The 13,981-nt window shown below is 62.5% G+C and carries 14 protein-coding genes; 6 read left to right on the top strand and 8 right to left on the bottom strand.

What is annotated here, in order from left to right; genetic code table 11:
- Positions 1-117: 117 nt before the first annotated feature.
- Positions 118-2,046: a hypothetical protein gene (locus tag ACN2XU_RS16985; protein ID WP_419411646.1), complete on the top strand. Its 1,929-nt coding sequence runs from the start codon at positions 118-120 to the stop codon at positions 2,044-2,046.
- A 256-nt stretch (positions 2,047-2,302) separates the two neighbouring features.
- On the opposite strand, the gene ACN2XU_RS16980 is transcribed toward ACN2XU_RS16985, so the two are convergent.
- Positions 2,303-2,905: a GcrA family cell cycle regulator gene (locus tag ACN2XU_RS16980; protein WP_419411645.1), complete on the bottom strand. Its 603-nt coding sequence runs from the start codon at positions 2,903-2,905 to the stop codon at positions 2,303-2,305.
- 122 nt (positions 2,906-3,027) lie between these two features.
- Here ACN2XU_RS16980 and ACN2XU_RS16975 point away from each other — a divergent pair, with 122 nt between their 5' ends.
- On the top strand, positions 3,028-3,837 hold the full coding sequence (locus tag ACN2XU_RS16975) for an ABC transporter permease (RefSeq protein ID WP_419411644.1): 810 nt from the start codon (positions 3,028-3,030) through the stop codon (positions 3,835-3,837).
- A 40-nt stretch (positions 3,838-3,877) separates the two neighbouring features.
- Here ACN2XU_RS16975 and urtE read toward each other — a convergent pair whose 3' ends face one another.
- The 6 genes from urtE to urtA all read right to left on the bottom strand — a co-directional run bounded on the left by urtE (position 3,878) and on the right by urtA (position 10,391).
- Entirely contained in the window at positions 3,878-4,576 is a 699-nt protein-coding gene (gene urtE, locus ACN2XU_RS16970; RefSeq protein WP_419411643.1) for an urea ABC transporter ATP-binding subunit UrtE, read from the bottom strand.
- A gap of 1 nt (position 4,577) precedes the next feature.
- A complete protein-coding gene (gene urtD / locus ACN2XU_RS16965) occupies positions 4,578-5,318 on the bottom strand; it encodes an urea ABC transporter ATP-binding protein UrtD (protein WP_419411642.1) in 741 nt (246 codons plus the stop codon).
- A complete protein-coding gene (locus ACN2XU_RS16960; RefSeq protein WP_419411708.1) occupies positions 5,315-6,583 on the bottom strand; it encodes an ABC transporter permease subunit in 1,269 nt (422 codons plus the stop codon). Before ACN2XU_RS16960 ends, urtD begins: the two co-directional genes overlap by 4 nt.
- Positions 6,584-6,656: 73 nt before the next feature.
- Positions 6,657-7,064, bottom strand: coding sequence for a DUF6636 domain-containing protein (locus ACN2XU_RS16955; RefSeq protein WP_419411641.1), 408 nt, complete (start codon positions 7,062-7,064; stop codon positions 6,657-6,659).
- Positions 7,065-7,117: 53 nt separating this feature from the next.
- Positions 7,118-9,043, bottom strand: coding sequence for an urea ABC transporter permease subunit UrtB (urtB, locus tag ACN2XU_RS16950; RefSeq protein WP_419411640.1), 1,926 nt, complete (start codon positions 9,041-9,043; stop codon positions 7,118-7,120).
- A 67-nt stretch (positions 9,044-9,110) separates the two neighbouring features.
- Complete coding sequence (gene urtA, locus ACN2XU_RS16945; RefSeq protein WP_419411639.1) at positions 9,111-10,391, bottom strand: urea ABC transporter substrate-binding protein; 1,281 nt, start codon at positions 10,389-10,391, stop codon at positions 9,111-9,113.
- 464 nt (positions 10,392-10,855) lie between these two features.
- Here urtA and dapD point away from each other — a divergent pair, with 464 nt between their 5' ends.
- From dapD to ACN2XU_RS16925, 4 genes are all read left to right on the top strand, one after another.
- Complete coding sequence (gene dapD, locus ACN2XU_RS16940) at positions 10,856-11,683, top strand: 2,3,4,5-tetrahydropyridine-2,6-dicarboxylate N-succinyltransferase (RefSeq protein ID WP_419411638.1); 828 nt, start codon at positions 10,856-10,858, stop codon at positions 11,681-11,683.
- On the top strand, positions 11,683-12,021 hold the full coding sequence (locus ACN2XU_RS16935; RefSeq protein WP_419411637.1) for a hypothetical protein: 339 nt from the start codon (positions 11,683-11,685) through the stop codon (positions 12,019-12,021). The genes dapD and ACN2XU_RS16935 overlap by 1 nt, the downstream gene beginning before the upstream one ends.
- A 3-nt stretch (positions 12,022-12,024) precedes the next feature.
- A complete protein-coding gene (locus ACN2XU_RS16930; protein WP_419411636.1) occupies positions 12,025-12,393 on the top strand; it encodes a DUF8846 family protein in 369 nt (122 codons plus the stop codon).
- 75 nt (positions 12,394-12,468) lie between these two features.
- On the top strand, positions 12,469-12,714 hold the full coding sequence (locus tag ACN2XU_RS16925) for a GlsB/YeaQ/YmgE family stress response membrane protein (protein WP_419411635.1): 246 nt from the start codon (positions 12,469-12,471) through the stop codon (positions 12,712-12,714).
- 12 nt (positions 12,715-12,726) lie between these two features.
- On the opposite strand, the gene ACN2XU_RS16920 is transcribed toward ACN2XU_RS16925, so the two are convergent.
- The gene (locus ACN2XU_RS16920) at positions 12,727-13,800 is read right to left on the bottom strand and encodes a Hint domain-containing protein (RefSeq protein WP_419411634.1); all 1,074 of its coding nucleotides are present in this window, start codon (positions 13,798-13,800) and stop codon (positions 12,727-12,729) included.
- Positions 13,801-13,981 lie beyond the last annotated feature (181 nt).

Below are 13,981 nucleotides of genomic sequence, written 5' to 3'. Positions count from 1 at the left end.
CCGCCCATCCTCCGTTTTGCCATGGGTCTATCGCGGACGCCCCCGGCGCAACACCCCCGCCTTGACCTGCCCCCGCCGCCCCGCCATCCTTGCGCACATCTGTGGGTGAAAGGTGACATGGTCAGACAGGCGAAACCCTACCGCAAATCGTTTGATGAAATGGAGAAGGAGCGCGGCTGGACCCGCGCGGAGCGCCTCCTGTTGGAACTGGCGCAAACCGGCTTCGCTTTCATTTCCGACGAAAAGCCCGAAGCCTGCACCGATGACACCGAAATCCGCGCCGATCTGATCCGCCACATCACCCTCGGCGGCTGCAAACGCTGCCGCGTCCCGGACAAGGGGGTGTTGGTCATGAACGCCTTCATATCCGGCCAACTGGACCTACAGGGATGCGATACACCGCTGAACCTCTGGCTTGACGGCTGCCATTTCGCGCAGACACCAGTCCTGATGGACGCCCGCCTCGGCGCGGTCCTCCTCCCCGGTTGCACCCTGCCCGGCCTCGTCGCCCACCGCCTCCGCGTGGCCCGAAGCGTCCTCCTGAACAAGGGCTTCAAGGCCACCGGTCCCGTCAATCTCTCCGGCGCCCGGATCGACGGCACCCTCGACTGCGACGGCGGAAGCTTCGACGGCAACGGCGGCACCGCCCTCAACGCCAATGCCGTCACCATCGGGGCCGACCTCTTCCTACGCGGCGCCTTCACCGCCAAGGGCGAAGTCAACCTGAGAGGCGCAACGATCACCGGACAGGTTGACTGCGAAGACGGAACCTTCGATGGCAACGGCGGCACCGCCCTCAACGCCAATGCCATCACCATCGGGGCCGACCTCTTCCTACGCAGCGACTTCACCGCCAAGGGGACAGTCAACCTCGTGGGTGCAACGATCACCGGGCAGGTTTCTTGCATCCGTGGCACCTTTGACGGCAACGGCGGGACTGCCCTCAACGCCAATGCCATCACCATCGGAGCCAGCCTTTTCCTGAGCAGCGACTTCACCGCCAAGGGCGAAGTCAACCTGATCCGCGCCGAGATCGCCGGGAACCTGTATAGCTATGACGGCAGTTTCGACGGTGGCTTCCTCTGCGCGGCTGCGCGGATCGGGGCCGGGTTTTTCTGGACAAGAGTCAAAACCATCACCGGCCCGCTCGACCTCACCGACGCGCATGTCGGGCGGCTGCACGATGATCAAGGCAGCTATGCCGGGGCCGATCCGCTGATCCTGAACGGATTTCGCTATGACCGGCTCACCGGGGACTTGACCATTCAGCAGAGGTTGGATTGGTTGGGACGGAAGCAAGACAGGCCCATTGCGGCAAAGCTGTCGCATCAGATCACCATCGACGGCGAAGACTATGACAGCCCGATGCCCTACTATCGGGGCGACTTCGGGACGATTTGCGAGCCTCAGCCATACACACAATTGGCCAAGGTTCTGCGCGAACAAGGCAGGAGTGCCGCCGCCGCGCGCGTTCTGGAGGCGCGGGACAGGTGTGTCTCCCGCGCCATGCTCCGCCGCGCCATGGCGGATATCGACCACAGCCCCGGAGCGGATTGGCGCGGTTTTGTCGGCATCATGACGCGTCTCAAAGACATCCTCTTCGGCCTCGTCTTCGGCTATGGCCACCGCCCCGGACGCGCCTTGCTCTGGGTCGCGCTGATCATCGGCCTAAACTGGGCGCTCTACGCGCAAGTCTGGAACACCGGCCAAATGGCCCCGAACTCCGACATCGTCCTGACCTCGGAAGACTGGACCGACGCGGTCAAAGCCTTCGACGCGGGCCAAGGCCCCCTGCCCCAGATCGCATGGAGCGATAAGGCGAAGGCGGCAAAGGACTACACCACCTTCAGCGCGCCGCTCTACGCCCTCGACCTGTTCATCCCGCTCGACGCCCTGGGGCAGGAGGCCGCATGGTCCCCCTCCCCTGTGCGCGGCCTCTGGGGCAAGATCGGCTTCTGGACCGGTTGGCTGACGCAGCTTTCCGGCTGGGTCATCACTGCCATCGGCGCGGCGGCGGTGGCGGGGCTTGTCGGGCGCAAGGAGTGAAACCGCGCGCCATTAACCAATTCTGACGCAACGTCAGGCGGCGACACTCGCCTTAGGCGGGTGTTTTGTACCAAACTTGGCGAGAATCGTACCAAATGGCCCCGAACCGGTTTTCGCACCGCCGCAGGCGGCCCGGCATTTTGTACCAAACTCGGCGAATTTTGTACCGAACGCTGCCCCCCGGGCCGCACCCCGGACAGCAAAACGGGCCCCGCAGGGCCCGTTAAGCTCACCGTCCGCTGTGCAAACGCGCTGTTTACCGGCGGCGGTCGCGGCGCGAGGACATCGGCTGAAACGCCACGCCCACATGCGCCTCGCAATAGGGTTTGCCCTGCTGCACCGGCAGGCCGCAGAACCAGAAGTCCTCGGTCGCCGGATCGCCCACGGGCCACTTGCACGTGCGCTCTGTCAGCTCCATGAGTGTCAGCTTTTTTGCTTTCTTTTCAATGGCATTGACCTTGGCAAGCGCCTCCGGGCTGATCTCGTTGGCCGAGGGTTGCGGCGGCAGCGGCTGGCCTGCGGGGATGATCTTGTTGCGCGCGCTGATCGGCTGCGGCGCGGGCGCGGCAGAGGTGGTCATCGGCTCGGGCCGGGCCGCCGGCTTTTCCTCTTCCTCTACCTTAACTTCCTGCTTTGGCTTGACTTTCTTTGGTTCGGGCTTGGCCTTGGGCTTCGGCTCCGCCGGGGCCGCCGCCGCAGGCGCCGCGCCGCCCGCGCGGTTGGACAGGCCCAGACGGTGCACCTTGCCGATCACGGCATTTCGGGTGACGCCGCCAAGCTCCTTGGCGATCTGGCTGGCGGACTGGCCTTCGCCCCACATCTTCTTGAGAAGCTCGACGCGTTCATCGGTCCAGGACATGATGGCATTTCCTACTGAAAAAAGCGGCGCCGCCGGGCGGGCCGCCTGTCGTTTCCGGGTCAAGGGCCTATTCTAATCATCACAAGGCAAGTTACAAGGCACCGAATCGGCAAGGAGACGACATGCCTCAGGACTACGAATACGCCCCCGGGACCCGCCGCTTTGGCCGCGTCAACTGGCTCGGCCTCTACACCCTCGCCATGCGCGAGATCTTGCGGTTTGCCAATGTCTGGACACAAACCCTGCTCGCGCCACTGGTTACGGCGGGGCTCTTCATGGTGATCTTTTCCATCGCCATCGGCCCCCGGCGCGGCGATGTGATGGGGGTGCCCTTCACCACCTTCATCGCCCCCGGCATCCTGATGATGACGGTGATTCAGAACGCCTTTGCCAACACGTCCAGCTCGATCGTGATCTCGAAAGTGCAGGGAAATATCGTTGATACGCTGATGCCGCCCCTTTCCGCCGGAGAAATGGTGCTTGGCTATCTGGCGGGGGGAATCGCACGCGGGCTCGTGGTGGCACTGGCCATTCTGATTGCCCTGTGGATCTTCCTCGGGATTGTCCCGGAACATCCGCTTGTGGTGCTGGTTTTCGTGATCCTCGGCGCGGCGTTCCTGTCCTCACTTGGCATGATCGCCGGGATTTTTGCCAATAAATTCGATCAGATGGCGGCGATCACCAACTTTATCGTGACACCCTTGGCCTTCTTGTCGGGCACGTTCTATTCGGTCGAGGCACTGCCGCCCGGCCTTTATCAGATCACCCATGTGAACCCGGTGTTCTACCTCATTGATGGCGCGCGCTGGGGCGTGATCGGGGTGTCGGACAGCGACCCGGTGCTCGGCTTTGCCGTTGCTCTCGGGGCGACCGTGGCGGTCTGTCTCGTAGCGTGGGCAATGTTCAGGACCGGCTATCGTCTCAAGGCATAGCAGATCGTAGGGCGGGGCTGTGCCCCGCCGCCTCGCTCCGTCAGATCGACACGCTTTCCAGAAGCGTCGCGCGATCCTGCTTCGGATTCGGGGAATTGAACGTGACCTGACCCCGGTTTATGACAAAGACCTGATCCGCCAGGCCAACGGCGAAGTCAAAGTATTGTTCTACAAGAATAATCGCGATCTCGCCCTCCTCTCTGAGCACTTCGATCACACGCCCGATCTGCTTGATGATCGAGGGTTGGATTCCTTCCGTCGGCTCGTCCAGAAGCAGCACCTTGGGCTGGGTGATCAGCGCCCGCGCGATGGCAAGCTGTTGCTGCTGCCCGCCCGAGAGATCGCCGCCGCGCCGGTGCAGGAACTCCTTGAGAATCGGGAACAGATCAAAGATCCGATCCGGAATCCGGTGCCCGCCGGCCCCGCCCAGGCAGGCAAACCCGGTCTGCATGTTCTCTTCGACCGTCATCAGCGGAAAAACCTCCCGCCCCTGCGGCACATAGGCGATGCCTGCCTTGGCCGCCGCAAACGCGGTGGGATGGCCAAGGGTCTGGCCGTTCAGCGTGATCGACCCATTTGCAAAAGGATGCCGCCCGGCAATCGCCTTGAGCAATGAGGTCTTGCCCACGCCATTGGTCCCCATGACGCCGGTCACCTTGCCTGGCTCGGCGGTAAGAGAGATGCCGTGGAGGATCTGGCTCTGGCCATACTTCAAGGTAAGATCTTGGATTTCCAACATATCAGCGCCCCAGATAGACGTCGATGACGTCCTTGTTGTTCGTCACATGGTCCAGCGAGCCCTCGGCAAGAACCGACCCCTCGTGCAGCACCGTAACCTTGCAGTTCAGGCGCCGGACGAACTCCATGTCGTGCTCGACCACAACCACCGCGTGCTTCCTGGCCAGTCGGACCAGCAGGTCCGTGGTGTGCTCGCGCTCCGCCGGGGTCATGCCCGCGGCCGGTTCATCGACAAGCAGGAGGCGCGGCTCCTGCGCCAACAGCATACCGATCTCCAGCCATTGCTTCTGTCCGTGAGACAGCTCCCCCGCCAGGCGCGTCAGGTGGTCGGTCAGACCGACCTCTGACGCGATTTCCTCCACCCGCGCCGCGCCGCGCGCACTTTTGCGATAGAGCAGCACGTCGAACGGCCCGCGCGGGTTCTTCAGCGCCATGGCGAGGTTCTCACGCACCGATTGCGCCTCGAACACCGTCGGCTTCTGGAACTTCCGCCCAATCCCGGCGCGGGCAATGTGCGATTCACTCATCTTCAGCAGGGATATGGATTTTTCGCCGAAGATGACGCGGCCTTCATCGGGCCGGGTCTTGCCTGTGATGATGTCCATGAAGGTGGTCTTCCCGGCACCGTTGGGGCCGATGATCGCCCGCATCTCCGGCTCGCCGATCTGGAAGCTGAGGTTGTTGATCGCCTTGAAGCCATCGAACGAGACCGACACACCGGACATTTCGAGAAGCGTGCTCATTGAACCTTCTCCGCGTCTTCAGAGCCTTCCTCGGCCCGTTTCGCACCATCGCTCGGACCGTAGTCGCCCTGCCGATCCGGCGCTCGGCGGATCATGATCAGATCGAACAGCCCGCCGATCCCCTTCGGGGCAAAGAGCGTGACCGCCACAAAGCTGAACCCGAGCAGCACAAGCCACCAGTCGGTCCAGTTGATGACATAGAAGCCAAGGTTGATGTCCGGAGCGCCGCCGCCGGTGAACCAGCTCGACAAGAGCGAGACAAACGCCGCCCCGATGGCCGCACCATACAGCCGTCCGCGCCCGCCGATCGCCACCCAGACAGCGAGATAAATGGAGGCAATGGGCGCAATTTCCGCCGGGTTGATGATCCCGGCTTGCGGGTAGTAGAGCGCGCCCGCAATTCCCGCGACGATGGCGGTGATGGTGAAGACGAAAAGCTTGAAGCTCTCGACGTGGTAACCCAGAAAGCGCACGCGGGCTTCGTCATCGCGGATGCCGCGCACCACGCTGCCCATCTTGCCCGAGGTCACCCAGGCGAAGAGCACATAGCCAAGCCCGAGCGCCAGCGCCGATGCCCAGAAGAATGCAATGGAGAGTGTCGCCTGTGCCGTGTCCTCGAAGCCGGGAATGTTCTGCAGGCCCGACAGACCGTTGTTGCCACGCAGGCCGCTGTCGTTCTGAAAGAGGTATAGCGAGAGCGCCAGCGTCATCGCCTGCGTCAGGATCGAGAGGTAGACGCCCGTGACACGCGACCGGAAGGCCAGCCAGCCAAAGACCAGCGCCAGAAGGCCGGGCACCGCGATGACCATGAGCCCCTGCAGGAACAGGCTGTCCGCGAACGCCCAGACCATCGGGAACTCGGAGCTGCCGACGACACCGAAAATCTGTGTGCCGATGGCGTCCACCACCTCCTGATCCGTTGGTGGGATCGCCGCAGCCGCGAGGCTCTTGGTGACGATGATCTCGGTGCGCGCGTACATCAGCCATTGGCCGATGGCGTAGCCGCCAATGCCGAAAAACGCCATGTGCCCAAGGCTGAGGATACCGCAGTAGCCCCAGACAACGTCCATGGCGATCGCCACGAGACACAGGCACAGCGTCTTGCCGAGGGTCTTGACGAACGAGGTGGAGATCAGGCCCGATCCCGTCGCCTCCGACATCACCGTGACACCTAGGGTGAACAGCGCCAGCGCAAGCAGAAACCACAGAACAGAGGGATTGCTGGCGATGAAGGATTTGCGTTCTGAGGAGCCGCGCGAGACCATGTGGTCGGTTGTCGATGTCATGGTCTCATGCCTCCGGACCGGCCAGCGCGATCCGGCGTGGGCCGGCCTGACGCTACCAGATGTTCTGTTTGCGCCGGGACAGGAAGAACCCGTGCCCCGACGGATTGACGCATTGAAAGCCCGTGCTCTCGGACACGCAGGTGATGTTGCCGAACTTGGCTGTCACGCCGTAGTTCGCGATATCCGAATAGGTCGATTTGCGACCGGACGGACGACCGCAGCGGCTGCTGGAGCCGCCATTCTCGTCGAGGCTGACCTCCAATTCGCGCCCGGCCGGGCAATTCCCTGCCTGCGCGGGTGCCGACCCCGGCTCGCGAGTCACGATGACGCAATCGACAATCGCCCCGCCGTAGAGTGAGCCATTGCAGTAGATGTTGCCCGAGGGCGTGCGAAACCCGAAGCCGTCCGCCCAGGCCGGCAGGGCAAAGAGTATGGAAATGAGGAACGCAAAACTCTTCATGATAAATCTCCATTGAAACGTCTTGGTTCACTCTTCTTCTGTGGCTGGTCATGTCAAGCCTCCGCCGCGCGGCCCTTGAGGGCGACGATACCCTTGGGACGGAACTGGATGAACAGGATGATGAAGAGGATCATGTAGGTCTGCGCCGCCAGCGTATTGGACGGGTTGAGGAACTCGATCCCCTTTTGCAGCGTGCCGATCATCGAGGCGCCCGCGAGGGTGCCCCAGACATTGCCAACACCGCCGACCACCACGGTCATGAAGCTCTGCACGATGTAATCAGCGCCCATTTCCGAGGTGACCTTGGCATAGAGGCCGATGGCGACACCGGCGATCCCGGCGATGCCCGAGCCAAGCCCGAAGGTCAGCATGTTGATGCGGTCGGGATTGATGCCCATGGACGCGGCCATGCCGGGGTTTTGCGTCACGGCGCGCACTTCGAGGCCGAGGCGGGTCTTGTTAAGGATGAACAGGATCAGCCCGAGGAAGATCAGCGCAAGGACGAAGATCGCGATGCGGATGTAGGAGATCGACACGACTTCGTTGATGACCAGCGCCCCATCGAGCCAGCCGGGGGAGGTCAGCGGGCGGGCCTGCGTGCCGAAGATGTTCTTGGCCAGTTGCTGAAGCGCAATGGAGATGCCGAAGGTGGCGAGCAAGGTCTCCAGCGGCCGATGATAGAGCCAGCGGATCACCAGCCGCTCCATCGCCACGCCCGCACCGAAGGTGACGGCAAAGGCCACCGGCAGGGCAACGATGAGCGAAAGTGTGTAATCCGGGATCAGCTGCTGCATGACATAACCGGTGTAGGCCCCCATCATGATGAATTCGCCGTGCGCCATGTTGATCACGCCCATCACGCCGAAGGTGATGGCGAGGCCGATGGCGGCGAGGAAGTAGATCGAGGCGAGCGACATGGCGTCGAGCGCGAGGTCGGCTGTCTGGTTCAGCGCGACGTTGCGTTCGATAGACGCAAGAACGGCTTCCGCCGCGACGGTCACCGCAGCATCGTCTTCGGTGTAGGCCTCGTAGAAGACGTGATCGGCGAGCGAGGCGGCGGCGGCCTCATCCGTCGTCGTCGGCGCGACAAGCCCCTGATCGGCGAGGCGTGTATAGGCTTCGAACCGGCGATCCAGCGTATTCAGATCATGCACCGGAATACCGGCGACAGCGCCACCGTCGATATTGGCGGCCAAGGCCTCCTTTATGGCGGCATTGGAGATGCGCGCTGGCGCGAGGCCGGCGTCGACAAGGCGGCCATAGGCTTCGACTTCGGAGATGTCGTTACCCGGTGACAGAATGCGGGCCACGTTGACATCATCGGGCAGCATAGCAGCAACGCCTGCCTGTGTGGTCAGGATCTGGTTCAGGGTGGCTCGGGCGTCAAGGCTGAGTGTGCCGGAGAGGCTTTGGATCGCGGCCACCCGGTCTTCTGTGGTGCCCGCAAAGCGCGCCTTGAGCATCGCCACAAGCGCCTGTTTGCGCTCCAGAATGGCGGCATCCGGCTCGCCGTTCACCGACGCTTCAAGCGGTTCGATCTGATCGGGGTCGGGCGCGCGCGCAATGGCATCGAGCGCGTCGATGCGGCGTGTGGGATCCGGGTCCGAGAGCTGGAATTGCACAAGCGCGCCGCCGATCACCTTGCGCACACCGCCATTGGGGCGAATTTCGCTCAGGCTGGCATCTGGCAGGTCCACGGTCTCGCCTGTATCCACATCGCGCAGCGGTTTGGCATAGTAGAACAGGCCGGTGGCCTCATCCTGCACGACATCACGGCTTTGCCAGTTCTGAAGGAATTCAGCCACTTGCGGCAGGCCGGAGGCGATCAGGTCATCGATCACAACGCCCACGCTGCGGCGGCCGGGATTGGCCACTTCCTCGGCGTGGGTCTGAAGAATTGTCTGGAGATCCTGCGCCTTGGCCGGAGCGACAAGGCCCATCGCAGCCAGCAGCACGATCGCGAGAAGCGCGCGTATCATTTGGGGTCTTTCCAAAAATGGGTGGGGTGCACAGGATGAGCCCGCGCACCCCGAGGGTCAGCTCAGATCAGTAGTTGGACTTGATCTGAACGCAGGTCTCGGTCTCGGTGTTGTACATGCCACAGCCGAGGTCTTTCCAATCGGACTTCAGAACAGCGGATTCCGGCAGGAAGTCGGTCCATGCATCGCCCGGAACCGGATCGGTCTGAGAGATGATGTCGAACTGGCCGTCAGCGCGGATCTCGCCGATCAGGACCGGCTTGGACAGGTGGTGGTTCGGAAGCATCACGGCGGTGCCGCCGGTCAGGTTCGGGAACTCCTGGCCGTACATGGCGGTCCGAACGGCATCAACGTCGGTGGTGCCAGCGGCTTCAACCGCCTGCGCCCACATGTTGAATCCGATGTAATGCGCTTCCATCGGATCGTTGGTGACGCGCTCTTCGCCCATCTTGGCTTTCCACTTGGCAACCCACGCCTTGTTCGCCTCGGTGTCGGCGGACTGGAAGTAGTTCCACGCGGCAAGGTGGCCGACGAGATTGGAGGTGTCGAGGCCAGAAAGCTCTTCTTCACCCACGGAGAAGGCCACGACCGGGATATCGTCCGCAGAGACGTCCGCGGCGGCGAGTTCCTTGTAGAAACCGATGTTGGCATCGCCGTTGATGGTCGAGATCACGCCAACCTGCTTGCCATCCGCGCCAAGCGCGACAACGTCAGACACGATCGTTGCCCAGTCGGAGTGACCAAAGGGTGTGTAGTTCACGAAGATGTCTTCCTCGGGGATGCCCTTGGACTTCAGATAGGACTCGAGGATGTTGTTCGTGGTGCGCGGGTAGACATAATCGGTGCCAAGCAGCGCGAACTTCTCGACGCCCAACTCTTCGAGGAAGTAATCCACTGCAGGGATCGCCTGCTGGTTCGGCGCGGCCCCGGTGTAGAAGACGTTCTTGGAGGATTCTTCACCCTCGTATTGCACCGGGTAGAACAGCAGGCCGTTCAGCTCTTCGATAACCGGCAGCACGGATTTGCGCGACACCGAGGTCCAGTTGCCGAAGATCACGTCAACGTTGTGCACGGTCAGAAGCTCGCGCGCCTTTTCGGCAAACAGCGGCCAGTCGGAGGCCGGATCAACGACGACCGCTTCGAGTTCACAGCCCAGCAGACCACCAGCGGCGTTCTGGTCTTCGACGAGCATTTCGACGGTGTCTTTGAGCGTGGTTTCCGAAATCGCCATGGTGCCGGAGAGCGAGTGCAGAACGCCGACTTTGATCGGGCAGTCCTGTGCGAGCGCGGAGGTGGCGGACAGCATCAGCGCCGCGGTCGGAAGAGCAGCAAGGAAAGAGGTTTTCATTTTGGCATTAGCCCCTGTTGTTTTGTGCGGCATTCTTGTGCGTCTGGTTCTCTGCGGGCCTGGCCCGCTGTTCCGACGATCACTGCCGCGATCCGTGATTGAACGGGAAATCTCAGTTCAGGTCCCCTCGTGACGCCAGCCATCATCGCGGCCAGCGTCCCGAAGCATTAAGGCCACGAAGCCGCGCCGGATCGCGGGTGTTGACTGGATTCTGACGCGGATTCAGCCGGAATGCACAAATTTCAGACTATTATTTGTCAAATTGATTATTTTATGGGCAATAACTGAGGGTCTCGTGGTGGATTTACCGGCGACACGCTCGTTTTTTCACCGTTTTCGGCCTTCGGGATTCCTTCCTGGGCAGAGAAAGACTGCCCGTCCGGGACGATCCGTTTACAGAACCGCTTTCCAAAGAAAGCCGTTGGCCTGTATACGGCCACAAACGTTTTCTCAGGGAGATCCTCATGTCCAACGCACAGCTCGAAGCCGCCATCGAATCCGCCTGGGAGGCCCGCGACACCATCACCCCCGCCACCACCGGCGAGACGCGCGACGCCATCGAGGATACGCTGAATGCCCTCGACAGCGGCAAGCTGCGCGTTGCGGAAAAGCAGGAGAGCGGCGATTGGCACGTGAACCAGTGGGCCAAGAAGGCCGTGCTGCTGGGCTTTCGTATCAAGGACATGGAAGAGCAGTCCGGTGGCCCGCAGGGCTCCGGCTGGTGGGACAAGGTCGACAGCAAATTCAAGGGCTGGGGCGCACCGCAGTGGAAAGAGGCCGGCTTCCGCGCCGTGCCGAACTGCGTTGTGCGCAAATCCGCGTACATCGCGCCGGGCGTGGTTCTGATGCCCTCCTTCGTGAACCTTGGCGCCTATGTCGACGAGGGCACCATGGTTGACACATGGGCCACGGTCGGCTCCTGCGCGCAGATCGGCAAGGGCGTGCACCTGTCGGGCGGCGTCGGTATCGGCGGCGTGCTCGAACCCATGCAGGCCGGTCCGACCATCATCGAGGACAACTGCTTCATCGGCGCACGCTCCGAAGTTGTCGAAGGCTGCATCATCCGCGAAGGCTCCGTGCTTGGCATGGGCGTCTACATCGGCAAGTCCACGAAGATCGTCGACCGCGAGACCGGCGAAGTGATGTACGGCGAAGTGCCGCCCTACTCCGTGGTTGTCTCCGGCTCCATGCCCTCGAAGAACGGCATCAACCTGTACTGTGCGGTGATCGTCAAACGCGTCGATGAGCAGACCCGCTCCAAGACCGGCATCAACGAACTGCTGCGCGACTGATGCGTGGTCTGGCTGTGATCCTGACCCTGATGGCCCTGCCTGCTTTGGCGGGGCCCTACGATGGTCTCTACCAACCTCAGGGCGCGAATTGGAATTGCCGCGACATCGGACAGGATGGCGGCGCCATTTCCGTGCAAGGCGACACCTTCGAAGGCGTGGAAAGTCGCTGCAAGCTTCAAAATCCGACCGCCGTGCGCGGAATGAACGCCACGCTTTACGATGCGGAATGCAATGGCGAAGGGATGAGCTATGGGTATCGCATGATGCTGATGTCCAGCCCTCCGGGGCTTACCGTGATCAGCGAAGGCTACGCTGCCTATCTTGAACCCTGCGAGTGATCCATGAGCTCCGAGAAAAAGACCCCAGACGCCAACAAGCCCGGAAAAAAGCCCAAGAAGCCAAGCCGCCAGCAGGTCTTTACCTTGCTGGTGGAGGTTGGCCGCAAGGACGGTGATGGTCTTCCGGACAAATCCACTGGTGCGGCGCTGATGTGCTATGCTTCCGGCGTTGACGAGGCCGAGGCGGTCCGCGAAACCGTCGCCATCCTCAAGCAGGCGGATATGGCGCCGCTCGACGTGACCGGCTATGGCACCGCCGAAGAGCGCCGCGCGCAGGGCCATGAAATCGAAGCAGACGAGAAGAGCCTTATGGATCGTGCCCTTGCGGAAAACGCAGTGATCGTCGCCCAGGTGAATCCCTTCTTCGATTAGGCCGCGACCCTCGCCCGGTTTGACGGGAGCCTTTCCTGCGTTAAGCTGAAAGCCTAACGGAAACAGGAGTGGCGCGTGGGACTTGGATTCTTTCTTTCGATCATCATTGGCGGTCTGGCCGGCTGGATCGGCAGCCGCATCATGAAGGCCGACACCGGCCTGCTGCTCAATATCGCGTTGGGCATCATCGGTGCGATCGTCCTGAATTTCGTGCTGGCCCGTGCCGGAATCTACGCGGAACGGGCGGTTCTGCCGCAACTGCTGGTCGGGGCTGCCGGGGCGAGCATGCTGATCTGGGTCACGCGTCAGCTGCGCGGCTGACCACGGCCCGGTTCAAGCCGCCCGTGCTTCGGCGAGTGTGATCGCCTCGAAACTCTCCAGAACCTTCAGCCCGGCGCGCGCATGTTCGGGCATCAGCCCCCGAGGGCAGCCTGCAAGAACACTGCGTTCGACGCAGGCCGCCCGGCGACGCAGGCGCCCGATGTAAAGGCTTTCCAGTTCGGCCCCCGCCGCGATGAGCGGCTCGTGCTTCGGCAACAAAAGCTGATGGTAGCACACGAAACGAGGGCCGGTCTCATGGCGCGCGGCAAATCCGTTGACGAGGCAATGCGCCGGAACCAGAACCGCCTCCCGCCCAAAGATATAAGCAACGTCGGACCCGCCAACCAACAGCCGCTGCTGCGGCGCGACAATGAGATCCCGGGTCAGGCCGAAATACGGCGCGCGCAGGCGGATGGGACGAAAGGCGCCCAGCGCAGGCACCCGGCGGGACACCCGCGCCAGCACGGGAACGACCCCGTGCAATCGCGTCTTGACCGTATCGCCGCATTCCAACCGGGACGCGCGGGAATTGCCGAAAGGCGTAAGCACCTGCACATGATCGGTCAACGCCGGCATCGGGCCGATGGGCTCGATCTCTGTCGACACCGCGACGAACACGACATCATCGTCCATTTCGCGCAGATGCGGCCTGCGGGCGATCGTGTAGACATCCTCGATCGGCAAGGGCGGCGGCGCGGGCGTGAGCTGCACGGTCACCTGATCGCCCTCGGGACGCTCCACGGCGAGCCACCCTTCGCGCTTCTGCGCATCCCAGCTGAAGGTGACCCGCAGCACATCGGCACGGGCATGCCAGGTAGGCTGCAACACGGTGTGAAAGACCTCATTGTCTTGCGTCAGCACGAGTGAGATGCTCCCGCCGGGCACCGCGCGCAGCGAGATGGACCCGGGCGATGGATGATGGCGTTCGTAGTGGAGCAAGGTTTGCGGGCAGTCGTCCGGCGACAAGCGGGTCTCGATCACGATACTGCCGCGCACCATCCGCGCGTCACGCGGTGCGGACCGATTGTTAAAAACTTTTGGACAGACCCAGGACTCGCCGCTCCCAACGGTGGCAATCCAGCTCATGCCGGGGCCTGCATGCGTTGCGTCATGCACGTGTCTCGCTATAAACCTGTCTGCTGCTCGGGCCCCGCCTGGTCGGTGGCGTCCTGATATTGCGGTTTTCATACCACGCCGTCGTCACCAAATCGAGCGCCATGCGCCGTTTGCCAATTCCACTGCGCCGGAGTAGCCCTTGTGTCGAAAC

It is taken from the genome of Pacificoceanicola niger (genome assembly GCF_048553275.1).
Lineage (GTDB): Bacteria > Pseudomonadota > Alphaproteobacteria > Rhodobacterales > Rhodobacteraceae > Pacificoceanicola.
The sequence above is the reverse complement of the archived record's forward strand: the minus strand, read 5'-3'. Positions and strand labels throughout refer to the sequence as shown.